General features: G+C 71.3%; 21 protein-coding genes and 1 tRNA gene. 17 read left to right on the plus strand and 5 right to left on the minus strand.

Annotation, left to right across the window (positions count from 1 at the left end):
• Positions 1 to 18 precede the first annotated feature (18 nt).
• Positions 19 to 91: transfer RNA gene (locus AC3RJ7_RS02460), tRNA-Glu, on the minus strand.
• A 247-nt stretch (positions 92 to 338) separates the two neighbouring features.
• Between AC3RJ7_RS02460 and AC3RJ7_RS02465 the strand changes: the two genes are divergently transcribed.
• Both AC3RJ7_RS02465 and AC3RJ7_RS02470 read left to right on the plus strand, forming a co-directional pair.
• On the plus strand, positions 339 to 1616 hold the full coding sequence (locus AC3RJ7_RS02465; RefSeq protein ID WP_491454266.1) for a M23 family metallopeptidase: 1278 nt from the start codon (positions 339 to 341) through the stop codon (positions 1614 to 1616).
• Positions 1609 to 2907 (plus strand): C40 family peptidase, encoded by a 1299-nt coding sequence (locus AC3RJ7_RS02470; protein ID WP_491454267.1) that lies wholly within the window; start codon positions 1609 to 1611, stop codon positions 2905 to 2907. Before AC3RJ7_RS02465 ends, AC3RJ7_RS02470 begins: the two co-directional genes overlap by 8 nt.
• Before the next feature lie 115 nt (positions 2908 to 3022).
• Here AC3RJ7_RS02470 and ppa read toward each other — a convergent pair whose 3' ends face one another.
• The gene (gene ppa, locus AC3RJ7_RS02475; protein WP_386939536.1) at positions 3023 to 3508 is read right to left on the minus strand and encodes an inorganic diphosphatase; all 486 of its coding nucleotides are present in this window, start codon (positions 3506 to 3508) and stop codon (positions 3023 to 3025) included.
• Between the two features lie 62 nt (positions 3509 to 3570).
• On the opposite strand from ppa, the gene tilS reads away from it, so the two are divergent.
• The 12 genes from tilS (at position 3571) to panC (ending at position 14249) form a co-directional block, all read left to right on the plus strand.
• A complete protein-coding gene (gene tilS / locus AC3RJ7_RS02480) occupies positions 3571 to 4644 on the plus strand; it encodes a tRNA lysidine(34) synthetase TilS (protein WP_491454268.1) in 1074 nt (357 codons plus the stop codon).
• Between the two features lie 162 nt (positions 4645 to 4806).
• Entirely contained in the window at positions 4807 to 5358 is a 552-nt protein-coding gene (gene hpt / locus AC3RJ7_RS02485; protein ID WP_491454269.1) for a hypoxanthine phosphoribosyltransferase, read from the plus strand.
• A 160-nt stretch (positions 5359 to 5518) separates the two neighbouring features.
• Positions 5519 to 7537, plus strand: a complete 2019-nt coding sequence (ftsH, locus tag AC3RJ7_RS02490; RefSeq protein WP_491454270.1) for an ATP-dependent zinc metalloprotease FtsH — start codon at positions 5519 to 5521, stop codon at positions 7535 to 7537.
• 40 nt (positions 7538 to 7577) lie between these two features.
• Entirely contained in the window at positions 7578 to 8171 is a 594-nt protein-coding gene (gene folE / locus AC3RJ7_RS02495; protein ID WP_491454271.1) for a GTP cyclohydrolase I, read from the plus strand.
• Positions 8172 to 8271: 100 nt separating this feature from the next.
• Positions 8272 to 9063: a dihydropteroate synthase gene (gene folP, locus AC3RJ7_RS02500; RefSeq protein WP_491454272.1), complete on the plus strand. Its 792-nt coding sequence runs from the start codon at positions 8272 to 8274 to the stop codon at positions 9061 to 9063.
• Positions 9056 to 9436 carry a dihydroneopterin aldolase gene (gene folB, locus AC3RJ7_RS02505; protein WP_491454273.1) on the plus strand — a complete coding sequence of 127 codons (381 nt, stop codon included), beginning with the start codon at positions 9056 to 9058 and terminating at the stop codon, positions 9434 to 9436. The genes folP and folB overlap by 8 nt, the downstream gene beginning before the upstream one ends.
• The gene (folK, locus tag AC3RJ7_RS02510) at positions 9433 to 9918 is read left to right on the plus strand and encodes a 2-amino-4-hydroxy-6-hydroxymethyldihydropteridine diphosphokinase (RefSeq protein WP_491454274.1); all 486 of its coding nucleotides are present in this window, start codon (positions 9433 to 9435) and stop codon (positions 9916 to 9918) included. The genes folB and folK overlap by 4 nt, the downstream gene beginning before the upstream one ends.
• Positions 9915 to 10385, plus strand: coding sequence for a DUF3180 domain-containing protein (locus AC3RJ7_RS02515; RefSeq protein WP_491454275.1), 471 nt, complete (start codon positions 9915 to 9917; stop codon positions 10383 to 10385). Before folK ends, AC3RJ7_RS02515 begins: the two co-directional genes overlap by 4 nt.
• Positions 10378 to 10923 carry a PH domain-containing protein gene (locus AC3RJ7_RS02520; protein ID WP_491454276.1) on the plus strand — a complete coding sequence of 182 codons (546 nt, stop codon included), beginning with the start codon at positions 10378 to 10380 and terminating at the stop codon, positions 10921 to 10923. The genes AC3RJ7_RS02515 and AC3RJ7_RS02520 overlap by 8 nt, the downstream gene beginning before the upstream one ends.
• Positions 10920 to 12635: a PH domain-containing protein gene (locus tag AC3RJ7_RS02525; protein ID WP_491454277.1), complete on the plus strand. Its 1716-nt coding sequence runs from the start codon at positions 10920 to 10922 to the stop codon at positions 12633 to 12635. The genes AC3RJ7_RS02520 and AC3RJ7_RS02525 overlap by 4 nt, the downstream gene beginning before the upstream one ends.
• Positions 12625 to 13377, plus strand: a complete 753-nt coding sequence (locus AC3RJ7_RS02530; protein WP_491454278.1) for a Rossmann-like and DUF2520 domain-containing protein — start codon at positions 12625 to 12627, stop codon at positions 13375 to 13377. Before AC3RJ7_RS02525 ends, AC3RJ7_RS02530 begins: the two co-directional genes overlap by 11 nt.
• A gap of 5 nt (positions 13378 to 13382) precedes the next feature.
• Positions 13383 to 14249 (plus strand): pantoate--beta-alanine ligase, encoded by an 867-nt coding sequence (panC, locus tag AC3RJ7_RS02535; RefSeq protein ID WP_491455217.1) that lies wholly within the window; start codon positions 13383 to 13385, stop codon positions 14247 to 14249.
• A gap of 42 nt (positions 14250 to 14291) precedes the next feature.
• Here the strand turns inward: panC and AC3RJ7_RS02540 are convergent, their stop codons facing one another.
• From AC3RJ7_RS02540 to AC3RJ7_RS02550, 3 genes are all read right to left on the minus strand, one after another.
• A complete protein-coding gene (locus AC3RJ7_RS02540; RefSeq protein WP_491454279.1) occupies positions 14292 to 15773 on the minus strand; it encodes an amidase in 1482 nt (493 codons plus the stop codon).
• Positions 15774 to 15796: 23 nt separating this feature from the next.
• Positions 15797 to 17155, minus strand: coding sequence for an MFS transporter (locus AC3RJ7_RS02545; RefSeq protein WP_491454280.1), 1359 nt, complete (start codon positions 17153 to 17155; stop codon positions 15797 to 15799).
• A 148-nt stretch (positions 17156 to 17303) separates the two neighbouring features.
• Complete coding sequence (locus AC3RJ7_RS02550) at positions 17304 to 18224, minus strand: LysR family transcriptional regulator (RefSeq protein ID WP_491454281.1); 921 nt, start codon at positions 18222 to 18224, stop codon at positions 17304 to 17306.
• Positions 18225 to 18370: 146 nt separating this feature from the next.
• Here AC3RJ7_RS02550 and lysS point away from each other — a divergent pair, with 146 nt between their 5' ends.
• From lysS to AC3RJ7_RS02565, 3 genes are all read left to right on the plus strand, one after another.
• Complete coding sequence (gene lysS / locus AC3RJ7_RS02555; RefSeq protein WP_491454282.1) at positions 18371 to 19888, plus strand: lysine--tRNA ligase; 1518 nt, start codon at positions 18371 to 18373, stop codon at positions 19886 to 19888.
• 35 nt (positions 19889 to 19923) lie between these two features.
• Positions 19924 to 20061 carry a hypothetical protein gene (locus AC3RJ7_RS02560; protein ID WP_491454283.1) on the plus strand — a complete coding sequence of 46 codons (138 nt, stop codon included), beginning with the start codon at positions 19924 to 19926 and terminating at the stop codon, positions 20059 to 20061.
• Between the two features lie 532 nt (positions 20062 to 20593).
• The gene (locus AC3RJ7_RS02565; RefSeq protein ID WP_491454284.1) at positions 20594 to 23689 is read left to right on the plus strand and encodes a prealbumin-like fold domain-containing protein; all 3096 of its coding nucleotides are present in this window, start codon (positions 20594 to 20596) and stop codon (positions 23687 to 23689) included.
• The last annotated feature ends 60 nt before the right edge of the window (positions 23690 to 23749 follow it).

The raw sequence follows: 23749 nt of genomic DNA on the forward strand, positions 1-23749 counted from the left end.
GTAACTTGCCATTTTCAGTGACCCCAACGGGATTCGAACCCGTGCTGCCGCCGTGAAAGGGCGGTGTCCTAGGCCACTAAACGATGGGGCCGGAGGTCTTGCCTGGGGCATGACCGCCGACAGCCAAGCATACGTGCTGATTCGCGAGAGTGCAAAACGAGCGGTCGGATGCCTCGTGCAGACCCCTCGCGACGAGCCGGCGTGCGCCCGAGGCATCCCCGGACATGCCCCGGAAATCCCCGGAATCGGGGCTCGCCGTGCCTATCGTGAAGGCTGCCAGTGCCCGGAATCGAGAGCGAGGAGCGCGGGGAACCCGAGGCCCGCGTGGACGGGGAACCATGAACCGCACCACACCACGAACGACTGCCGCGCGCCGGCTGCTCGCCGGCGCCCTGCTCGCCGCGGTCACCGTCGTCGGCGCCGTCGCGGCGCCGCAGGCCGCCTTCGCCGCCGACTATCCGACGTGGGACGAGGTCGAGCAGGCGAAGGCCGACACCGCCGCGGGCGCCGCGGCCGTCGAGGAGATCGAGGGGCTGATCGGGCAGCTCGAGGTGAACGTCGCCGAGACCCGCGCCGAGGCCGAGCGGCGCACCGACGAACTGATCGTCGCGCAGCAGAAGTACGACGACGCCGTCACGAAGGCGAACCGGATCCAGGCCGAGGCCGACGCGTCGGCGAAGGAGGCCGCCGACGCCGAGCGCAACGCCGGCCAGGTCGCGGCCCAGCTCTATCGCAGCGGTGCGGGCGACCTCAGCGTGAACCTCTTCCTCGAGGCGGGCGATGCTGAGTCGACCGACGCGCTGCTCGCGAAGCTCGGCAGCATGAACCAGATGGTCGAGCGGTCCTCCGAGGTGTACCGCGTCGCGCAGGAGGCGCAGAACACGGCGCAGTCGCTCGGCGACCAGGCCGAGGTCGCCAAGGCCGAACGCGAGAAGCTCCGCGTCGCCGCGGAGGAGGCGCTGCGCGTCGCGCAGGAGGCGCAGGCGCAGGCCGAGGCCGCGCTCGCCGAGTCGCAGGCGAGGAAGACCGAGCTCGAGGCGCAGCTGAAGTTCCTGAAGGACGCGGAGGCGAAGACCACCGCGGCCTACGAGGAGGGCGAGCGCAAGCGCAAGGAAGAAGAGGAGCGCCGCCGCAAGGAGGAGGAGCGCCGGCGCCGCGAGGCGCTCGAGAACGGCAGCCCCGGCGGCGTCGCGAGCTCGGGCTGGGCGCTGCCCGCCTCGGGCTGGATCTCGGGCGACTACGGCCCCCGCGAGGTCATCTGCGGCGGCGGCTACTGCTCGAACTCGTTCCACTACGCGACCGACCTCGCCACCGGGTGCTGGTCGCCCATCTACGCGGCCAACAGCGGCGTCGTGACCTACTCGGGCTGGTCGGGCAGCTACGGCAACTTCGTGAAGATCGATCACGGCGGCGGCATCTCGACCGGCTACGCGCACATCGTCGACGGGGGTCTCCTCGTCGGCTACGGCCAGTGGGTGTCGTCGGGGCAGCAGATCGCCTGGACGGGCACGACCGGCGCCTCGACGGGCTGCCACCTGCACTTCGAGGTCTACGACGGGTGGAACCGCATCGACCCGGTGCCGTTCATGGCCGCACGGGGGGTCTACCTTGGCTGATCAGCGCACCGGACCGGTCTCCCGCGCCTCGGGCGCGGTGCTGTCGGCCGTCGCCGTCGGCGCGGTGACCGCCTCGGTCGGCCTCGTCGGTCCGCCCGCGGCGGCCGAGCCCGACTACCCGTCGTGGGGAGAGATCGAGCAGGCCAAGCAGAACGAGGCGACCAAGCAGGCCGAGATCGACCGGCTGGGCGGGCTCATCGCCGGGTTGCAGCAGGCGGCGGATGTCGCGGTGGAGGCCTCGATGAAGGCCGATGAGGCCTACCGTCAGGCCGTCGACGCCCGAGACACCGCCCAGGAGCGCGAGACATCGCTCGCCCGGCAGGCCGACGAGGCCGAGGCGGTCGCCGAGATCTCGAAGATGCGCGCGGGGCTCCTCGCGGCGCACCTCGCGCGCACCGCCGGCGGCGACCTGTCGAGCGAGCTCATGTTCGCGGGCGACGACGTCGATGGGCTGCTGCACCAGCTCGGCACGGCGGCGAAGCTCGGCGAGCAGGCGCAGAACGTGTACGAGCAGGCGAGCGCCGATCGCAATGCCGCCGCCGCGCTCCGCGCGCAGGCCGAGGAGGCCGCGCAGGAACGCGAGCGGCTCGCGGCCCTCGCGGAGGCTCGCGCCGACGAGGCGCGCTCGGCCGCCGACGCCGCGACGGCGGCCGTGGCCGACGCAGAGCAGCGTTCGGTCGAGCTCTACGCGCAGCTCGCCTCGCTCAAGGACACCACCGCCGAGCTCGAACGCGAGCGCGCCGAGGGTCGGGCCCGTGAGGCGGCGCTCGCCGCGCTCGAGGAGCAGGAGCGGCGCGAGCGCGAGGAGCGCGAGCGCGAGCAGCGCGAACAGGACGCGCGCGACGACGCCGGGTCGGGCGGTGGCGGCACCTCACCGGCCCCGAACCCCGCGCCGGCACCCGTACCAGCACCGCCGAACCGCGGCGCGGTCGAATCGGCGATCTGGTTCGCGAGCCAGCAGCTCGGCGAACGCTACGTGCTCGGCGGCGCGGGCCCCGACGTGTGGGACTGCTCGGGCCTCACCAAGGCCGCCTACGCGTACGCGGGAATCGGCATCGGCACCCACTCGGCCACGAACCAGTACTACACGCTCGCAGGGCGCGGCAAGGCGGTGCCGCTCGGCAGCATCCAGCGCGGCGACCTGCTGTTCTGGGGCTCGGGCGGCGACTACTACCACGTCGCGATCTACCTCGGCGGCGGCCGCATCCTCGAGGCGCCGCGCGAGGGCGTGCCGGTGCGCGAGTACTTCATCTGGGGCAGCCCCTCGGCGGCCGCGCGGCCCGCGGGCTGAGCTCCGGGTACGACGAAGGGGGCGAGCCGAGTGGCTCGCCCCCTTCGGTGCGGGATGCCGCGAGGCATCCACGGTCTCGATACGGCGCCGGCGCGCCGACTCGACCGGCCGGCCGTCAGTGGCCGGGGAAGGCCTCGATCGCCTTCTGGATGAGCGCCTCGGCCTCGGCGGCGTTCGCCCAGCCCTCGGTCTTGACCCACTTGCCGGGCTCGAGGTCCTTGTAGTGCTCGAAGAAGTGCTCGATCTCCTTCTTCGTGAACTCGGGGATCGAGTCGACGTCCTGGATGTGGTTCCAGCGGGGGTCGCCCGCGGGCACCGCGATGACCTTGGCGTCGCCGCCGCCGTCGTCGGTCATGTGGAAGACGCCGACCGGGCGCACCTTCACGCCGACGCCCGGGAAGAGCGGGTACTCGAGGAGGACGAGCACGTCCAGCGGGTCGCCGTCGTCACCGAGCGTGTTCTCGAAGAAGCCGTAGTCGGTCGGGTACACGAACCCGGTGTAGAGCACGCGGTCGAGGAAGACCCGGCCGGTCTCGTGGTCGACCTCGTACTTGTTGCGGCTCCCCTTGGGGATCTCGATGACGGCGTTGTACTCGCCCATGCTCTCTCCTTGTGATGAAGTCTCGCCGGGCGCTCGGCGCGCGGCGGAATAAGGTTACCCCGATGACTTCCGACGAAGAGCTGGATGCCTCGGGCCCGCGCCGTCCGCGACTGACCCCGCCGATCGCCGACGTGCGCCGCGCGGTTCGCTCGATCGTCGGTCGAGTAGCGACGAAGGAGCGTATCGAGACCACCACCCCGCGCCCGCTCGTGCTCGTCGCGCTCTCGGGCGGCGCCGACTCGCTCGCGCTCGCCGCGGCCGCCGCGTTCGAGGCGCCCCGCGCGGGCGTCGCCGCGGGGGCGGTCATCGTCGACCACGGGCTCCAGCAGGGCTCGGCAGAGGTCGCCGAGCGCGCCGCGAGCGTGGCGCGCGAGCTCGGGCTCGACCCCGTCGTCGTGCGACGGGTCGACGTGGCGGCGGGCGCCGGCCCCGAGGCATCCGCCCGTGAAGCCCGGTACGCCGCGCTCGACGCGGTCGCCCACGAGACGGGCGCCGCGCTCGTGCTGCTCGGCCACACCCTCGACGACCAGGCCGAGACGGTGCTGCTCGGGCTCGCCCGCGGGTCGGGCGCCGCGAGCCTGTCCGGCATGGCGTCCGTCTCGGGCCGGTACGCCCGGCCGCTCCTCGGCATCCGGCGGGAGGCCACGCGGCAGGCGTGCCTCGACGCCGGCCTCGAACCCTGGGACGACCCGCACAACGTCGACCCCGCCTACGCCCGCGTGCGCGTGCGCGAGCAGGTGCTGCCCGTGCTCGAGCGCGAGCTCGGGCCCGGCATCGCGGAGGCGCTCGCCCGCACCGCCGAGCAGCTGCGCGAGGACGAGCAGGCCTTCGCCGAGCAGATCGAGGAGTTCATCGAGGAGATCTGCGAACCCGCCGAAGCGGGCATCGCCGTCTCCGTCGCCGCGCTCGCCGCGAACCCGGCAGCGCTCAGGCAGCGCATCATCCGGCACGTCGTCGCGAGCGAGTTCGGGGTGTCGCTGAGCCGGGTGCAGACGCTCGAGGTGGCGAGGCTCGTCACCGACTGGCACGGCCAGGGCCCGATCGACCTGCCGGGCGGGGCGCTCGCCACCCGCTCGGGCGCGCACGTCGTGTTCTCGACCACGGGGTCGACCGAGATCCTCGAGCACGACCACTGACCAGGTCGGTCGAGTAGCGAAGCGTATCGAGACCACTACCCCGTCGGTCGAGTAGCGACGAAGGAGCGTATCGAGACCACGGGCCGCAGGCACGGGTGGTCTCGATACGTCGCTTCGCTCCTACTCGACCGACCGAGAGGGCCGCTCGCCTAGAATCGACGCATGGATGCGCGCGAGATTCAGGCCGACCTCACCGAGACCCTCGTCACCGAAGCCGAGATCCACGCGAAGCTCGCCGAGCTCGCCCGCCGCATCGAGGCCGACTACGACGGCAAGGACCTGCTGCTCGTCGGCGTGCTGAAGGGCGCGGTGATGGTCATGGCCGACCTCGCCCGTGAGCTGCGGCCGCACCTCAACATGGACTGGATGGCCGTCTCCTCGTACGGCGCCGGCACCCAGTCGTCGGGCGTCGTACGCATCCTGAAGGACCTCGACTCCGACCTCACCGGCCGCCACGTGCTCATCGTGGAGGACATCATCGACTCGGGCCTCACCCTCCACTGGCTGCTCGAGAACCTGCGCTCGCGCGGCGCCGCCTCGGTCGAGATCTGCGCCCTCCTGCGCAAGCCCGACGCCGCCAAGGTCGTGGTCGACGTCAAGTACATCGGCTTCGACATCCCGAACCAGTTCGTCGTCGGCTACGGGCTCGACTACGCCGAGCGGTATCGCAACCTGCGCGACGTCGCGATCCTCGCGCCGCACGTCTACAGCTGAGCCGTACCGGTGGTCGAGTAGCGGAGCCGGTCGAAACCGACTCGCGAGGTCTCGATACGCGTCCTCCTTCGTCGAGCGCTACTCGACCGGCGGGGGTCGTGCGCGCTTTCAGCGAACAGGCAGCCGCCGCCCAGTGGCGCCGAGGTAGCCTTGCAAGATCATGAACATGAAGAAGGTCTTCCGCGGGCCGATCATCTACATCCTGCTCGCGATCGTCGCCGTGTGGATCGGCTCGAGCCTGATCACCGCGTCCGGGTTCCGCGAGGTGTCGACGCAGGAGGGCCTCGAGTTGCTGAGCGACGGCAAGGTCGCCGCCGTGAAGATCGTCGACGGCGAGAACCGCGTCGACCTCACCCTCGCCGAGGAGGACGAGAAGCTCGGCAAGCAGGTGCAGTTCTACTACGTGACGCCCCGCGGCACCGACATCGTCAACGCGGTCGACGACGCCGACCCGAAGGACGGCTACAACGACGAGGTGCCGCAGCCGAACTGGTTCATGTCGATGCTCGGCATCCTGCTGCCGCTCCTGCTCATCGGCGTCTTCTTCTGGATCATGCTGTCGGGCATGCAGGGCGGCGGCAACCGCGTCATGCAGTTCGGCAAGTCGAAGGCGAAGCTCGTCTCGAAGGAGAGCCCGAAGGTCACCTTCGACGACGTCGCGGGCGCCGACGAGGCGATCGAGGAGCTCCAGGAGATCAAGGAGTTCCTGAAGGAGCCGGCGAAGTTCCAGGCCGTCGGTGCGCGCATCCCGAAGGGCGTGCTGCTGTACGGCCCTCCCGGCACCGGCAAGACGCTCCTCGCCCGCGCGGTCGCGGGTGAGGCGGGCGTGCCGTTCTACTCGATCTCGGGCTCCGACTTCGTCGAGATGTTCGTCGGCGTCGGCGCGAGCCGCGTCCGCGACCTCTTCGACCAGGCCAAGCAGAACGCCCCGGCCATCATCTTCGTCGACGAGATCGACGCCGTCGGTCGTCACCGCGGCGCCGGCATGGGCGGCGGCCACGACGAGCGCGAGCAGACGCTCAACCAGCTGCTCGTCGAGATGGACGGCTTCGATCCCAAGACGAACGTCATCATGATCGCGGCGACGAACCGCCCCGACATCCTCGACCCGGCGCTGCTGCGCCCGGGCCGCTTCGACCGCCAGATCGGCGTGGACGCGCCCGACCTCAAGGGCCGCCAGCGCATCCTCGAGGTGCACTCGATGGGCAAGCCGCTCGCCAAGGGCGTCGACCTCGAGGTGCTCGCGCGCAAGACCCCGGGCTTCACCGGCGCCGACCTCGCCAACGTCCTCAACGAGGCCGCCCTGCTCACCGCCCGCTCGAACGCGCAGCTCATCGACAACCGCGCCCTCGACGAGGCGGTCGACCGCGTGATCGCGGGCCCGCAGCGTCGCACGCGCGTCATGAAGGACAAGGAGAAGCTCATCACGGCCTACCACGAGGGCGGCCACGCCCTCGCCGCGGCGGCGATGAACTACACCGACCCGGTCACGAAGATCACGATCCTGCCGCGCGGCCGGGCCCTCGGCTACACGATGGTCATGCCGCTCGAAGACAAGTACTCGATCACTCGCAACGAGCTGCTCGACCAGCTCACCTACGCCATGGGCGGTCGCGTCGCCGAGGAGATCGTGTTCCACGACCCCTCGACGGGCGCGTCGAACGACATCGAGAAGGCGACGGCGACGGCGCGCAAGATGGTCACCGAGTACGGCATGTCCGCCAACGTCGGCGCCGTGAAGCTCGGCCAGTCGTCGGGCGAGATGTTCCTCGGCCGCGACATGGGGCACCAGCGCGACTACTCGGAGGAGATCGCCGAGAAGGTCGACATCGAGGTGCGCACGCTCATCGAGCAGGCGCACGACGAGGCCTGGCAGGTGCTCAACGACAACCGCGACGTCCTCGACCGGCTCGCCGCCGAACTGCTCGAGCACGAGACGCTCGACCACAACCAGATCGCCGAGATCTTCAAGGACGTCAAGAAGCTGCCCGAGCGCCCGCTCTGGCTCTCGAGCGACAACCGTCCGGTGAGCGACATCCCGCCGATCAGCTTCCCGACCGAGAAGATGCCGATCGACTCGGGTGCCGTCGACGGCGGCGTCGACTCGGGCTCGAGCCCGAGCGAGGAGCCGGCCGCCGCGCGCACGCCGCGCTCGAACCCCCGGCCCGCCACCGCGTAGGCCCGGGGTAGCGCGAAGACACAGACCCGAAGGGCGGCCGATGGCCGGAGTCGACAACGAACGCATCGAGCGGGCCGTGCTCGAGATCCTCCTCGCGATCGGGGAGGATCCGGCGCGTCCCGGGCTCGAGCGCACCCCGCAACGCGTCGCCGAGGCGTACGCCGACTTCTTCGGCGGGCTCGAGACCGACCCGCTGACGCACCTGGCCGACAGCGTGCCGCTCGGCGCCACCGAGTCGGGCGTCCCGGCGACGAGCGACGCCGTCGTCCTCCGCGACCTCGCGTTCCGTTCGGTGTGCGAGCACCACCTGCTGCCGTTCGTCGGCACCGCGCACGTCGCCTACCTGCCGCGCGACCGCGTCGTCGGGCTCGGACGCATCCCCGCGGTCGTCGACACGCTCGCCCGCCGTCCGCAACTGCAGGAGCGCCTCACCGAGGAGATCGCCGACACCCTCGTCGCCGGCCTCGACCCCAAGGGCGTGCTCGTCGTGCTCGACGCGCAGCACCGCTGCGTGACCACCCGCGGCTCGCGCCAGGAGCGCAGCTCGACCGTGACGATCGCGAGCCGCGGCGCACTCGCCGAGCCGGCCGCCCGCGCCGAGATCATCGCGCTCATCGGGGCGCACGATGGGTGAGGCCACCGGCCGGTCGAGTAGCGCGAAGCGCGTATCGAGACCCTCCGCCGAGGGTGGTCTCGATACGGTCGCTGCGCTCCCTGCTCGACCACCGGTGGTGATGGGCGTCGTCAACGTCACGCCCGACTCGTTCAGCGACGGGGGCCGCTGGTTCGACGCCGACGCGGCGATCGCGCACGGCGTCGAACTCGTCGAGCAGGGCGCCGACCTCGTCGACGTCGGCGGCGAGTCGACCCGGCCGGGCGCCGCTCGGGTCGAACCCGACGAGGAGCTCCGCCGGGTCGTGCCCGTCATCCGCGAGCTCACGGCACGAGGCATCCGGGTCAGCGTCGACACGATGCGGGCCGCGACCGCCCTCGCCGCCGTCGAGGCCGGGGCCGAGATCATCAACGACGTGTCGGCCGGACTCGCCGACGAGGCCATGGCGCGCGTCGCCGCCGAGACCGGGGCGCACTACGTCGCGATGCACTGGCGCGGGCACTCCGACCGCATGGACTCGCTCGCCGACTACGACGACGTCGCCGCCGACGTGCGCGACGAGCTCGCGGTGCGCGTCGACGAGCTCATGGCCGCCGGCGTCGCCCACGACCGGCTGATCCTCGACCCGGGACTCGGGTTCGCCAAGCGGGGCGAGCAGAACTGGCAGCTGCTCGGCCGGCTCGACGTGCTCGGCGAGCTCGGCCTGCCGATCCTCGTCGGCGCCTCGCGCAAGCGGTTCCTCGGAGCGATGCTCCCGGCCGAGGCATCCGTGGCCGAACGCGACCTGCCGACCGCCGTCGTGAGCGTCCTGTCGGCGCAGGCGGGCGCCTGGGGGGTGCGCGTGCACGACGTCGTCGGCACGCGGCGCGCGCTCGACGTCCTCGGGGCGTGGCAGAGTGGACGACGTGGCTGAACCGCGCGATCGAGGCGACCGAATCACCCTGACCGGGCTGCGCGTGCGCGCCCATCACGGCGTCTTCGAGTTCGAGCGCGTCGAGGGCCAGGAGTTCGTGATCGACGTGTCGGTCGCCGTCGACCTCGCGGCCGCGGCCCGGGGCGACGACCTCGCGCGCACGGTCCACTACGGCGAGCTCGCCGAGCAGGTCGTCGCCGCCGTCGAGCGCGACCCGGTCGACCTCATCGAGACCGTCGCCGAGCGCGTCGCGGGCGTCGCGCTCGGGTTCGCCGCCGTCGACGAGGTCGAGGTCACCGTGCACAAGCCGCAGGCGCCCATCACCGTCCCCTTCGAGGATGTCTCGGTCACGATCGTGAGGCGACGGGCATGAGTCGCGCCGTCATCGCATTCGGGGCGAACCTCGGCGACCGCGAGGCCGCCATCGACGCCGCGGTCCGCGGGCTCGCCGACGTCGACGGCGTCGAGCTCGTCGCCGTCTCGCCGGTCTACGAGACCCCCGCGCTGAAGACCACCGGGGTCGACCACGACGCCCCCGGCTACCTCAACGGCGTGCTCGTCGTCGAGACGGCGCTCGCGCCCCACGCGCTCCTCGACGTGCTGCAGCGCATCGAAGGCGAACAGGGCCGGGTGCGCACCGAGCGCTGGGGCGACCGCACCCTCGACCTCGACCTCATCGACTTCGACGGGCTCCAGCTCGCCGACGACCGGCTCGAGCTCCCGCACCCGCGCGCGTGGGAGCGGGCCTTCGTGCTGCAGCCGTGGCTCGACCTCGACCCCGACGCGATCCTCGCGGGCCGGGGCCGCGTGGCGGCGCTCCGGGCCGCCGCCTCCGACGAGGTGGTGCGGCGATGAAGCGCACGCACTTCTCGACGGTGCTCGCGTACGTGCTCGGCGGAATCGTCGTCGGGTACCTCGGCGATCTCGCGATCGTGAGCGCCGGGTCGAAGGCGCTCGTGCCGCCGATCTCGCTCGCGATCACGCTCGTCGGCGTCGCGGCGGTCGTCGTCGCGCTCGCCTGGCCGATCCGCCGTGCCGTGACCGGCAAGACGCCGCGCCGACTCGACCCCTTCCGGGCGATGCGGGTCGCGGTGCTCGCCAAGGCGTGCAGCCTGAGCGGGGCGCTCGTGCTCGGCATCGGCGTCGGCATCGCCCTGTTCCTGCTGACGCGCACGGTGCTGCCGCCCGCCGGCGTCGTCTGGCAGGCCGCCGCGACCGCGATCGGGGCGGCGGTGCTGCTCGCCGCCGGGCTCTTCGCCGAGTGGTGCTGCACCCTGCCGCCCGACGACCACGACGAGAAGGAAGAGCACGCGCATGCCTGACCCCGAGGGCGCCCCCGTCGAGACGCCCGGGCAGATCGAGCCGGGGCCGTCGACGGCGCCGCCGGCCGCGCCGTCCGACGAGGGCTGGCGGCGCGTGTCGCCGAAGTACATCGTCGTCGAGGTCGTCGGCTCGCTCATCGGCATGGTCGTCTTCGTCGGCGGCCTCGTCGTGGTGCACCTGCTCTGGCAGCCGTGGTGGGCGCTCTGGGCGGCCGGCGCGGTCGCGGTGTTCTCGCTCGTGGGCATCGCGTTCGAGCCGCGGCGGGTGCGGTCGATCGGGTACCGCCTGCGCGAAGACGACCTGCTGTTCCGCCGCGGCATCATGTTCCAGCGACAGGTCGCGGTGCCATACGGTCGCATGCAGCTCGTCGACATCACCCGCGGGCCCGTGGCCCGCGCCCTCGGGCTCGCCGAGCTCAAGTTCGTGACGGCCGCCGCCGCGACCGCCGTGACCGTGCCCGGCCTGCCGATGGAGGAGGCCGACCGGCTGCGCGACGAGCTCGTCGCCCTCGCCGAGACCCGCCGGGCGGGGCTGTGAGCGCACCCGCGCGTCCGGCGCCGGTGACGAACCTCGCCGACGGCGAGTGGCATCGGCTGCACCCCGCGAGCCCGCTCCTGCGCGGCGGCCTCGTCTTCATCGCCGTGCTGGGCTTCGTGCTCGCGAACCTGCGCGAGCGGGCGGTCGACCTGCTGCTGCCGATCTTCGCCCCCGAGGCCGACGACGAGCTCGGTTCGAGCTACGACGAGTGGCAGAGCGACTGGGTGAACGACCCGATCGGCGGCATCGTGTCGCACGGACTCGTCTGGTGGGCGCTCCTCGCGGTGGCGGTCGTCATCGTCGCCGTGATCATCGGCTTCTGGATGTCGTGGCGGATGCACACGTTCCGGGTCACGCGCGAGGCCGTCGAGGTGCGCCGAGGCATCCTGTTCAGGTCGCACCGCAGCGCGCGCCTCGACCGGATCCAGGGCATCAACGTCAACCGGCCGCTCTTCGCCCGGCTCTTCGGCACCGCGAAGCTCGAGGTCTCGGTCGCCGGCCAGTCGGGCAACGTCGACCTCTCGTACCTCGGCTCGGCGCTCGCCGACGGGTTGCGCGCCGACATCCTGCGTCTCGCCTCGGGCGTCCGCGCCGAACGGGCGGCGGCCGATGCCGCCGGGCGCGGCGAGATCCCGGCGCCGCCCGTCGCCTCCGGTGCGACCCCGGCGACGGCGGTCGGGCCGGCCGAGCCGACCGGCCCCGCCGACGTCGCGAACCGCGCCGCCCCGGCGCGACCCGCGGTCGGCGCCCGCGCCGGAGCGCTCGTCAACCATCGGATCGACGAGTTCATGGCGCCCGAGCTCGATCCGGGGCTCGCCCCGCCCGAGTCGGTCGTCCATCTCCCGCTCAGCCGGGTGATCGGCTCAACCGTGCTCGGCGGGTCGACCATCTGGGCGATCGTGCTCGTCGTCATCATCACCGTCGGCGTCTCGACGGGCCAGCCGTGGGTACTGTTCAGCTTCGTGCCCGCGGCGATCGGTCTCGTGAGCTACATGTGGTCGCGCATCACGAAGTCGCTGCGCTACTCGATCGCGGGCACGCCCGACGGCGTGCGCATCGGGCACGGCCTGCTCTCGACCGGCAACCAGACGATCCCGCCCGGTCGCATCCACGCGATCGAGGCGACGCAGTGGGTCTTCTGGCGCCCGTTCGGCTGGTGGTCGCTGCGCATCAACGTCGCCGGCCACTCGGTCGCCAACTCGAACGAGGCGGCGCAGCGCACCACGGTGCTCCCCGTCGGCACGGCGGCCGACGTCCACCGCGTGCTCGCCCTCCTGCTGCCGGATGCCTCGGCAGAGGTCGACCCGTTCGTCGCGGCCGGCCTCGCGGGCCGGGGCGGCGCGTCGGGCTTCTCGACGACGCCTCGACGCGCCGCGTGGCTGCGTCCGTTCTCGTGGCGTCGCATCGGATGGGCGGCGGCCGACGGGGTCGTGCTCATCCGTCGCGGCGCCCTCGTGCGCAGCCTCACCCTCGTGCCGCTCGCCCGCATGCAGTCGGTCGCGGTGTCGGCGGGGCCGATCGACCGCGCGCTGCGACTCTCGGCGCTGCGGCTGCACACCGTCATGGGGCCGGTGAGCGCGGTGCTCCCGGTCGTCGACCGGGACGAGGCGGGCCGGCTGTTCGAGCGTCTCGCCGACGAAGCCGTCGCACGCGCGGCGACCGACACGACGCACCACTGGGGCGCCCCGGCAGGAGGATCGGATGGCGATTGAACGCGCAGGCCGGCTCGGCGTCGGCACGATCGGCGCGGGCCGGGTGGGAGCCGTGCTCGCCGCCGCGCTCGGGGGAGCCGGGCACGCGCTCACGGGCGTCGCCGCCGTCTCCGAGACGAGCCGCGAGCGCGCCGCCGTGATGCTCCCGGGCGTGCCGGTGCTCGAGGTGCCGCTCATCGTCGAGCGCAGCGAGCTCGTGCTGCTCGCGGTCCCCGACGACGAACTCGAAGGACTCGTGGCGGGCCTCGCCGAGGCGGGCGTCTGGCAGCCCGGCCAGCTCGTGCTGCACACCTCGGCGCGGTTCGGCACGGCGGTGCTCGATCCCGCGCGCCGCGCGGGCGCGATCCCGCTCGCCGTGCACCCGGCCATGACCTTCACGGGCACGAGCATCGACCTCGCCCGCCTGCCGGGCACCTGGTTCGCCGTGACCGCACCGGCGCCCGTGCTGCCGATCGGGCAGGCGCTCGTCGTCGAGATGGGCGGCGAGCCGTTCGTCGTCGCCGAGGCCGACCGGCCGGCGTACGGCGAGGCGGTCGACACCGTCGTGTCGTTCTCGAGCGCGATCGTCGACCAGGCGAGCGACCAGCTCGACGCGATCGGCGTGCCGCGCCCCGGCGCCGTGCTCGCCTCGCTCGCGCGCAGCGCGGTCGAGAACGCGCTCGCCCGGCACGACGGCGGGCCGCTGCCCGAGGGTACGATCGACGGGGCCGCGTCCGACCGGCCGTCAGGAGGTGGCGCGTGAGCGCGATCGACGCCCGAGCGACGGGCACTCGCGTGGTCCCGACGATCGCCGAACTGCGCACCCTGGTCGCCGAACGCCGGCGCGGCGGCTCAACCGTGGCCTTCGTGCCGACCATGGGGGCGCTGCACGACGGCCACCTCGCCCTGGTCGCCCGGGCTCGCGAACTCGCCGACGTCGTCGTCGTCTCGATCTTCGTCAACCCGCTGCAGTTCGGGCCGGGCGAAGACCTCGACCGCTACCCGCGCACGCTCGAGGCCGACGTCGCCGCGCTCTCGGGGCTCGGCGTCGAGTTCGTGTTCGCGCCCTCCGCGGCCGAGATGTATCCCGACGGCCCCAGCTCGACTCGGGTCGTCGCGGGCGAGGTCGGCGGCCTCTACGAGGGCGCTTCCCGCCCGGGCCACTTCGACGGCATGCTCACGGTCGTCCAGAAGCTCTTCCACATCGTCGCGCCCGACATCGCGGTGTTCGGCCAGAAGGACGCCCAGCAGGTCTTCCTCGTGCGGCGCATGGTGCGCGACCTCGACCTGCCGCTCGCGATCGAGGTCGTGCCGACCGTGCGCGAGGGCGACGGGCTCGCCCTCTCGAGCCGCAACCGCTTCCTCGACGAGACCGAACGGCGCACGGCGCTCGTGCTCTCGGAGGCGCTCGCCGCGGCCGCCGACGCCGCCGCCGACGGGGTCGACGAGGCGCTCGCCGAGGCCGTGGCCGCGTTCGGCGACCACGACGGCGCGGAGCTCGACTACTTCGTGATCGTCGACCCGTCGACCTTCCTGCCCGTGACCGCGGATGCCTCGGGGCCGGCGCTCGCCCTCGTCGCCGCGCGCGTCGGCGCGACCCGGCTGATCGACAACCGCGCGATCGAGCTCGGCTGAGGGCGGAGCCCGACCGGCCCCGCCCTCGCGTCAGATGCCGGGTCACATGCCGGGCGCGATGCCGATCGACGGGATCAGTGCCTCGATCGCCGCACCGACGCGGAACACCGAACGCTCATCGAGCGGGGCCCCGACGACCTGCACGCTCGTGGGCACGCCGCATGCGGCGAGACCGCTCGGCACGGCGAGCACGGGGCACCGGTTCGCGGTGTTGAACGGCATCGTCATGTGCGCGGCCATGTAGTTGTCGTAGTGGGCGCCCTCGAGGGTGATGCCGTCCAGGAAGTTCCCGTCGGCGGGCAGCATCGCGGCAGCCGAGGTCGGCGTGATGAGGGCGTCGACACCGGTGAGCATGCGGGTGACCTCGGCCTGCATCGCAAGATCCATCCGGATGGAGTCGAAGAGGGATGCGGCGTTGCGCGCATCGGCGGTCACCTCGATGAACCGCCGGGCGTACGGAGAGAGCGAGCCGAGGTCGCCGTCGACGGCATCGAAGAGCGCGTTGCCCATGATCTGCCCGAAGTGGGTGAAGCAGGTGGTCAGGACCTCTTCGACGTCCCATCCCGCACGCACCTCGACGATCTCGGCGCCGGCAGCCGAGAGGGCGTCGACGACCGCCCTGGTGTTCGCAGCCACGTCCGGGTCGACGGGGAACCCGCCGAGGGTCGGCTCGAAGGCGATGCGAAACCCGCGCAGGTCGGTGTCGGCGCGCGCGGCGAGTTCGACGAGGTCCGGCGAGTTGCGCGGACCCCACGAGGTGTGATCGCTCGGGTGCTGTCCCGACATGACCGACGCCAGCAGCGCCGTGTCGAGGACCGAGCGTCCCATCGGCCCGTCGCCGCGGTACCAGTCGGCCGAGAGCGGTGCCGCCCCCGGGATCCGGCCGTAGGGCGCCTTATAGCCGACCACGCCGCAGAAGCCGGCGGGAATGCGGGTCGAGCCGCCGATGTCCGAGGCGGTGGCGAGGGTCGTGAGGCCCGCGGCGAGGGCGGCCCCGGCGCCGCCGGAGGACCCGCCGGGGCCCGCCTGCGCGTTCCACGGGTTGCGTGTGACGCCCCAGAGCCTCGAATGCGTCACCGAGGCGCACGAGAACTCGGGCGTCGTCGTGCGGGCGTGGATGATGCCGCCGGCAGCGCGTACCCGCTCGATGATCGGCAGGTCGGTCTCCGCACGCGCGCCCCGCTGGGCGAGCAGCCCTTGCGTCACCGGCTCGCCGGCGATCGCGTGCTTCTCCTTCGCGGCGACGGCGAGGCCGAGCAGGGCGGGCGTCCGGGATCCGTCGATCCGCGCGCGGACGTACGCGTCGTCGGCCGCGCGGGCCGCGGCCAGCGAGCTCTCGCGATACTCGTGCGACAGTGCGTTGACGCCGTCGTCGTCGGGGCGGTTCACGGCGTCGGCCTGTCGCCAGTGCGCTTCCATCACCTCGCTCGGGGCGAATGCGCCCGAGCTGAAGCCCTCCAACGCCTCCACGGCGGTGAGGAATTCGAGCCGGGTCGCGACCGTGGTCGATGCGGGTGCCTGCATGATGTGCTCCTTGGGATTCGCGGTCAGCGGTTGAGGCCGGCGTCGACTCGGGCGACACCGGCCGGTTGAGGCAGCCGATCGGCGGCGGCGCGCCCGATCAGCGGGTTGGTCTCGGGGTAGCGGGTCAGCGTAACGACGAGCAGGACGACGACGGCGTACAGCGAGAGGTATCCGCCGGTCGCCCAGCTCACCCCCGTCGTCTGCAACCAGGTGGCGATCATGGGGGCCGTTCCGCCGAGCAGCGCGTAGCCGACGTTGTACGAGATCGCGGCGCTCGTGAAGCGGGTGCGCGTCGAGAACGCTTCGACGAACGTCGTCGTGCTGCCGCCCGCGTACACCACGAGGGCGAGCACGTAGAGCACGAACCCGAGTGCGGCGAGGGGTACCGAACCGGTCGACGTCAGCATGAACGCGGGAATGCCCACCACGGCGAACAGGATCGATCCGGCGATGAGCAACGGCTTCCTGCCGATCCGGTCGCCGATGACGCCGCTGAGCGGCATCACGAACGACAGCACGACCATGACGGCGGCGTTGAAGAGGAGCGCCGTGCCGCGGTCCATCTGCGCCTGCGTCTGGAGGAAGGTCACGAAGTATCCGGCCAGGAGGTAGAAGGCCAGAGCGGTCATGCCGCAGATCACCATCACCTGGAAGATCCGGAGCCCGTTCTCGGCGAACGCCGCGCGGATCGGCGAGAACTCGCGCTTGCGGTTCTTCTCGACGACGGCCTTGAACTCGGGTGACTCCTCGGTGCGATTGCGGATCCAGAGGCCGATGAAGGAGAACGGGAGGGCGAGCAGGAACGGGATGCGCCACGCCCAGTCGGCGTACGCCTCGGCGCCGACGACCGCGTCGAGCGAGATCATGAGCGCGGAAGCGAGAACGCCCGGGAGTGCAGTCGCGGCGAGCGTGATCGAGAGCCAGAGACCGCGTCGGTTCACGGGAGCGTGTTCGAGTACGAACGCCGGGGCGCCGACCGATTCGCCGCCGGCCGAGAAGCCCTGGACCAGTCGGCAGAGGATCAGCAGGCACGGGGCGAGCACACCGATCGCGGCGTACGAGGGAAGCAGGCCGATGGCCGCCGTCGCGACGCCGATGCCGAGCAGCGTGATGAAGAGCACGGGACGCCGGCCGATGCGGTCCCCGAGCGCGCCGAAGAAGAGCCCGCCGAGCGGGCGCGCGACGAATGCGACCGCGAACGTCGCGAACGTCGCGATCAGTCCGGCGACCTGCGAGTCGGCCGGGAAGAACTGCTGTGCGAGTATCAGCGCGCTCAGGCCGTACAGGCCGAAGTCGTAGAACTCGATGAACTGGCCGATCGCGCCGCCTGCGAGGACTCGGCGCTGCATCGGGCGTACAGGGGTTTCGGTCGTCGTTGACACGTGATCTCCCGGTCGGTTCGGCGTCCTGCGTCGGCAGGACGGGCGTTGGGATGCCACTGGAATTCTTCGGGCGGAGGGGCGATCGGCACCAACGGAACTTTCCGGATCGATCCATCGACTCGGTCGATGGGTCGCGTCGGCGAGGGCGTCAGGACACGATCGAGTCGACCTTCTCGACCGCCGTCCTGACGAGCTCCCGGCACACCGTGCTGCGACGGGACTCGGGCCCGCCCGACGCGCGGATCAGACTCAGCCGCGCTGGGGCGAGCGTGTCGGAGAGGGGGATCGGCACGACGGCGACCGCCTGCATGGGGCGGGCGTCGTAGCGATGGTTGAGCACCGAGTAGCCCAGGCCGGCCGCCACGTACGCGCGCACGGTCTCGTAGCTCTGGGCGGTGTGGCGAATCCGGGGCTCCAGCCCGAGCGCGCGGAAGTAGCCGAGGTAGTGATGGAGTGCGGTCGGCATGTCGAGCAGCACTGCGGGCTCGTCGATGAGTTCGGCGAGGTGGATGGGGCGGTCGGGCTCTCGTGCGAGCCGATGACGCTCCGAGACGATGACGTGCGGCGGAATCTCCCTGACGAGCTCGACCTCCCATCCCTCGCCGAGCGCCACGTCGTAGCAGAGTGCGAACTCGGCGTACCCTCGCAGGAGCATCGACCACAGTTGGTGGTTGTCGCCCTCGACGATCGTCACCTCGAGTCCCGGATGCCTCGCCTCGAGCTCGCTGACGATCCGCGGTGCGTAGATCGGAGCGAGCGGCGAGTACACGGCGATCCTGATGCGGCCCGCGATCTCGCTCGCGTCGTCCAGCACGGCGGAGTTCAGTCCGGCGGCGTCGTCGAGGAGCCGGCGCGCACCGGCGAGCAGTCGGAGTCCGGCCGGCGTCGGTTCGACGCCGAGGCGCGGGATCCGGCGGAGCAGTTCCGTGCCGAAGCGCTGCTCCAGGGAGCCGATCGCGCTCGAGAGCGTCGATTGCGCGACGTTCAGCTTGGCCGCCGCGGCCGTCATGCTGCCCGTCTCGGCCACCGTGCTGAAGTACTCCAGCTGGACCAGTGTGAAGTCCTCCACAGTGCTCCCGTCCGAACCCCGTCGCTCGTCTCCGCGTCCGGTCGCGGAAAGCCCCATCGTAGAACGGGCACAGGTCCACCGAAGCACGGGCGACTGTCGCGCAAGTAGGCTTGTCCACGCACGTTTCCGCGCGACGAGAGAGAACGATGGCCGACGAGACGCCGAACCAGCCCGCAGAGCCCACCGCCGACGAGATCAGCGAGCAGAAGGCCGTGCGGCTCGCGAAGCGCGAGCGGCTCATCGCCGAGGCATCCGGGCTCGGGGGCGGCGCTTACCCGGTGCGTCTGCCGATCACCGCGACCATCCCCGAGGTGCGCGACCGCTTCGTCGGCCTCGGCGTCGACGAGGCCTCGGGCGAGACCGTCGGGCTCGCCGGCCGCGTCGTGCACCTGCGCAACACCGGCAAGCTGTGCTTCGCCGCCCTGCAGTCGGGCGACGGCAGCCGCATCCAGGCCATGGTCTCGCTCGGCGAGGTCGGCGAGGAGTCGCTCGCCGCGTGGAAGGAGCTCGTCGACCTCGGCGACCACCTGTTCGTCTCGGGCGAGGTCATCACGAGCCGTCGCGGCGAGCTCTCGATCATGGTGAAGGAATGGCGCATCGCCGCCAAGGCGATCCAGCCGCTGCCGAACCTGCACAACGAGCTCGGTGAAGAGACCCGGGTGCGCTCGCGCTACCTCGACCTCATCGCCCGCGAGCAGGCCCGCCGCAACGTGGTCGACCGCGCGAAGGTCAACGCGAGCCTGCGCCAGACCTTCACGAGCCTCGGCTTCATCGAGGTCGAGACCCCGATGCTGCAGGTCATGCACGGCGGCGCCAGCGCGCGCCCGTTCGTCACGCACTCGAACGCCTTCGACACCGAGCTCTACCTGCGCATCGCACCCGAGCTGTACCTGAAGCGCGCGGTGGTCGGCGGCATCGAGCGCGTGTACGAGATCAACCGCAACTTCCGCAACGAGGGCGCCGACTCGACGCACTCGCCCGAGTTCGCGATGCTCGAGGCCTACGAGGCGTACGGCGACTACAACACGATCGCCGACCTCACGCAGAAGCTGATCCAGGACGCGGCGGTCGCCGTGTCGGGCTCGCACGTCGTGACCTGGGCCGACGGCACCGAGTACGACCTCGGCGGCGACTGGGACCGCATCTCGATGTACGGCTCGCTCTCGCAGGCCGTCGGCGAGGAGATCACGCCCGAGACCCCGATGTCGCGGCTGAAGGAGCTCGCCGACGAGGTCGGCATCGAGATCGACCACCCGCTGCCCGGCAAGTACGTCGAAGAGCTGTGGGAGCACCACATCAAGGGCGACCTCGTGCGGCCGACCTTCGTCATGGACTTCCCCGAGGACACGTCGCCGCTCGTGCGCGGCCACCGCGAGATCGCGGGCGTCGTCGAGAAGTGGGACCTGTACGTCCGCGGCTTCGAGCTCGCGACGGGGTACTCCGAGCTCGTCGACCCGGTCATCCAGCGCGACCGCTTCGTCGCGCAGGCGAAGCTCGCCGCCGGCGGCGACCCCGAGGCGATGCGCCTCGACGAGGAGTTCCTGCGGGCCCTCGAGTTCGGCATGCCGCCGACGGGCGGCATGGGCATGGGCATCGACCGGCTGCTGATGGCCGTCACGGGTCTCGGCATCCGCGAGACCATCCTGTTCCCGCTCGTCAAGTAGCGCGCGCCGACGCCCACAGTGAACGGATGCCTCGCATGAACGACCGATCGAACGACCGGAAGCCCGACCGCGAGCCGCCGTCGACGGCGCGAATCGTGATCTGGGTGGTCGTCGCCGCGGTCGGGCTCTATCTCGTGGGCTCGGGCGTGTGGGGGCTCCTCACGAACGGCTGAGCCGCCTCCGCTCGGCGGCGGAGGTGCGGGCGGTGAGGTCTCGACCTTGACCGCCGTGCGGTCGTGTCCGTGACGGCTGCGCAGCGGATTCGTGACCGCTGCGCGGTCGGGTTCGTGACCGCTGTGCGGTCGTGCCCGTGACCGCTGCGCGGTCGTGCCCATGACCGCTGCGCGGGTTCGTGACGTTTGCGGGCGTCGTGCGCCCGACCGCGGCGCAATCCTGCCTGTGGCCCGCGTATTGGGGGGTGCGCTCGGCGGTGTTTTCGGCGGGTCGAAAACGGCGGAAATCCCCTTTATAACGATTCCGCAACGGGGAAATGTCCCCCGATCGGCGGGCTTCGATCGAGGGATTGTCCTCATTTGTGGGGACCACTGTCCCCCATATGGCGGACCTCGGGTATTCAATGCCTGATGAGAGGCATATTTTCAGGGTTCTTGTGCGTTGTCGCGGTTGGACCGCGCGGGTACCTTCTCCCGTATGTGGCCGTGGGCACGCCTGCCCGCGAATCCGAACACATAAGGGGTATTCACCGTGGCTTCAAAGCGATCTGCGCTGCTCGCAATCAGCGCGCTCGTCGTCGGCCTCTTCTCGCCCGTCGCCTTCGCCGCTCCCGCATATGCGGCAGAGGACTGCGACCTGGGTGGGTTCGAGATCGACGGCGACCTTCCCGTCAACTGTCCGCCGGGCATCGAAGACTGGGACAACGTCGAATATGCGACGACCGATACGGTCGGCACCTACTCGGCGTCCAACAAGGACATCAGCGATCCCGCCGGCTGGGACAACGCGGGCGAGACGCCGGGTAAGACCACCTTCACGACGGTCTACACCTACGCGAAGGTCGGCGCTGACGGCCACTACTACCTCTACGTCGGATGGGACCGCGAGCACGACAGCGGAACCGGCCAGTACGCGATCGAGCTGACGTTCGCCGAGGACCGCGTCGGTGAGGACGGCGCACCGCAGCCCGTGCGCGACGACGGCGGCATCGTGTCGTACATCAACACGCAGGGCAGCACGCCGCCCTCGCTCGGGCAGCTCTGCACGTACGACAACCTCGCCGGCTACCCCGACGACATCTTCGACGGCGGCGCCGACTGCACGACCAGCACGAGCGGCTTCGCGAGCGATGTCGGCACCGGCCCCGACGGCGACTTCTTCGAGGTCGGCTTCGACCTCACGGAGCTCGCCGGCATCGAGCCCGGCTGCCCCGCGACCGAGGACGCCGCGACCGTGTACATGCGGTCCATCACCGGCAACTCCTCGCAGGGCAACCTGAAGGGCTGGGTCGCGCCGCTCGAGGTCACGCCGCCGTCGACCTGCGGCATGATCGTCGTCAAGAAGGAGGCGTACAACGACCTCCAGCCCACCAACCCCGACTTCGCGTACGAGGTCACGGGTGAGGAGGAGCTCTCGCTCGACGGCACGATCAAGATCGGCGAGACCGACACCGACGCCGAGGTCTCGCCCGGCGAGTACTCGATCTCCGAGTCGACCCCGCCCGCCCCGTGGGAGCTCCGCGACATCGTCTGCACCACGGGCGACGAGGACCCCGTCACGATCACGGGCGACCAGACCTTCACGGTCGAGGAGGCCACGATCACGACGTGCGTGATCACGAACCAGAGCTCGGGCGTCACGGTCACCAAGCAGACCGACCCCGACGGTTCGACGCAGCCGTTCCAGTTCCAGGTCGACGGCGTCGACTGGACCTCGCTCGTCGACGGCGAGTCGGAGACGTACTACACGATCCCCGAGTCGGCCGACACGGTCTCCGAGGTCGTCCCCGAGGGCTGGCGCTTCCTGAACGCGAGCTGCACCCTCGACGGCCAGCCGATCGGCACGCCCGGTACGGCTTCGGTCGCGGTGACCACGGTCGCCGGCGAGGTCATCGAGTGCGTGTTCAACAACCAGCAGCTCGGCACGATCATCGTGAACAAGCTCGTCGACCCGGCCCAGGAGGCCGAGTTCCCGTTCACGAGCGAGACGCTGGGCGACTTCACCATCACGACGGACGCCGAGACCGGCATGGGCACCGAGACCTTCTCGGACCTCATCCCCGGGTCGTACGACGTGACGGAGCCGCAGGAGCTGCCGTTCGACACGACGAACCTCATCTGCGAGGACCCGAGTGACGACACGACGACCGACCTCGAGAACTGGAGCGCCGCGATCGAGCTGGCGGCCGGCGAGACCGTCGAGTGCACGTACACGAACACCGAGCGCGGCATGATCCTCGTCGACAAGGACACGATCCCGGCCGACTACGACCAGGACTTCGAGTTCAGCTTCGACGGGGGTGAGCCGTTCCCCCTGAACGACTCCTCCGATGTCGAGGACGACCCGTGGAGCTCGGGGCTCATCGTTCCCGGCACCTACACGGTCGACGAGACCGTTCCGGCCAACTGGGACCTGACGAGCATCGACTGCGGCACGGTCGAGGGTGATGGCACGACCATCGAACTCGCCGCCGGCCAGGTCGTCACCTGCACGTTCGTGAACACCGCGGCGCCCGGCTCGCTGACGCTGACCAAGTCGGCCGAAGGCGTGGCGGACGGCTACCCGTGGTCGTTCGACTTCGAGCTCTACCAGGGCGGCAGCGCCGAGGGCACCCCCGACGTCCAGACGGTCGACAACAGCGCACTCCCCGAGAGCGCCGTCGCCACCTGGGACGGGCTCGCCGTCGGTGAGACCTACACGCTCATCGAGGCCGACCTGCCCTTCGGCTGGACCGCCGACGACATCGTCTGCACCGGCCTCGAAGACGCCGACACCGAAGAGGACGGCTTCCAGTTCGTCGTGACGCCCGGCCTCGAGCTCGAGTGCTCGGTCGTCAACACGGCGACGCCGGCCGAGGTCACCGTCGAGAAGACCGTGAGCGGCTACGCCGACGGCGCGGCCTGGGCGTTCGACTTCACGATCAGCCCGGTTCCCGGTGAGCAGGACGGCACGCAGACCGCGACGAACGAGTCGCCGGTCGTCGGCTGGAACGAGCTCCTTCCCGGTACCGAGTACTCGATCGTGGAGACCGAGGTTCCCGGCTGGGTCAGCGGCGAGATCACCTGTGTCGCCGACGTCCCCGAGGGTGGCCCGCTCGACGACCTCGACCTCGAGACCGCCGGATTCCAGTTCCTCGCGGTTCCGGGACTCGTGGTGGCCTGCACGGTCGACAACGAGGCGGTTCCCGGTTCGATCACCGTGACGAAGTCGGCTGAAGGCGGCGACGGCACGTTCGAGTTCACGCTCACGCCCAAGAACGGCGGCGACCCGGTCACGGCCGAGGTCACGACGGTCGACGGCGTCGGCGAGGTCTCGTTCGACGACGTCCTCCCCGGCACGCGCTACGCGATCGCGGAGACCAACGTCCCGAGCGGCTGGGAGGCCGGCAGCCTGAGCTGCACGGTCACCCCGGTCGGCGGCGAAGCCCTCGAGATCGACTCGGCCGACTTCCTGGTCGATGCCGGTGACTCGATCGCCTGCGAGATCACGAACACGCTCCGTCCGCCGCTGCCCTCGACCGGCGCCAGCCTCGCCGCGATTCCCGTCGCGGTCGGCCTGCTCGCCGTGGGTGGAGCGCTGGTCGTGTTCATGCTGCTCCGTCGTCGTCGACTGACGAACGCCGAGTAGCGGACTCGGGCGGGGTGGGGCGAGCCACGGCCCCCACCCCGCCGGAACCGTGAAACGGGC

The sequence above is a fragment of the Agromyces solani genome (assembly GCF_058349925.1).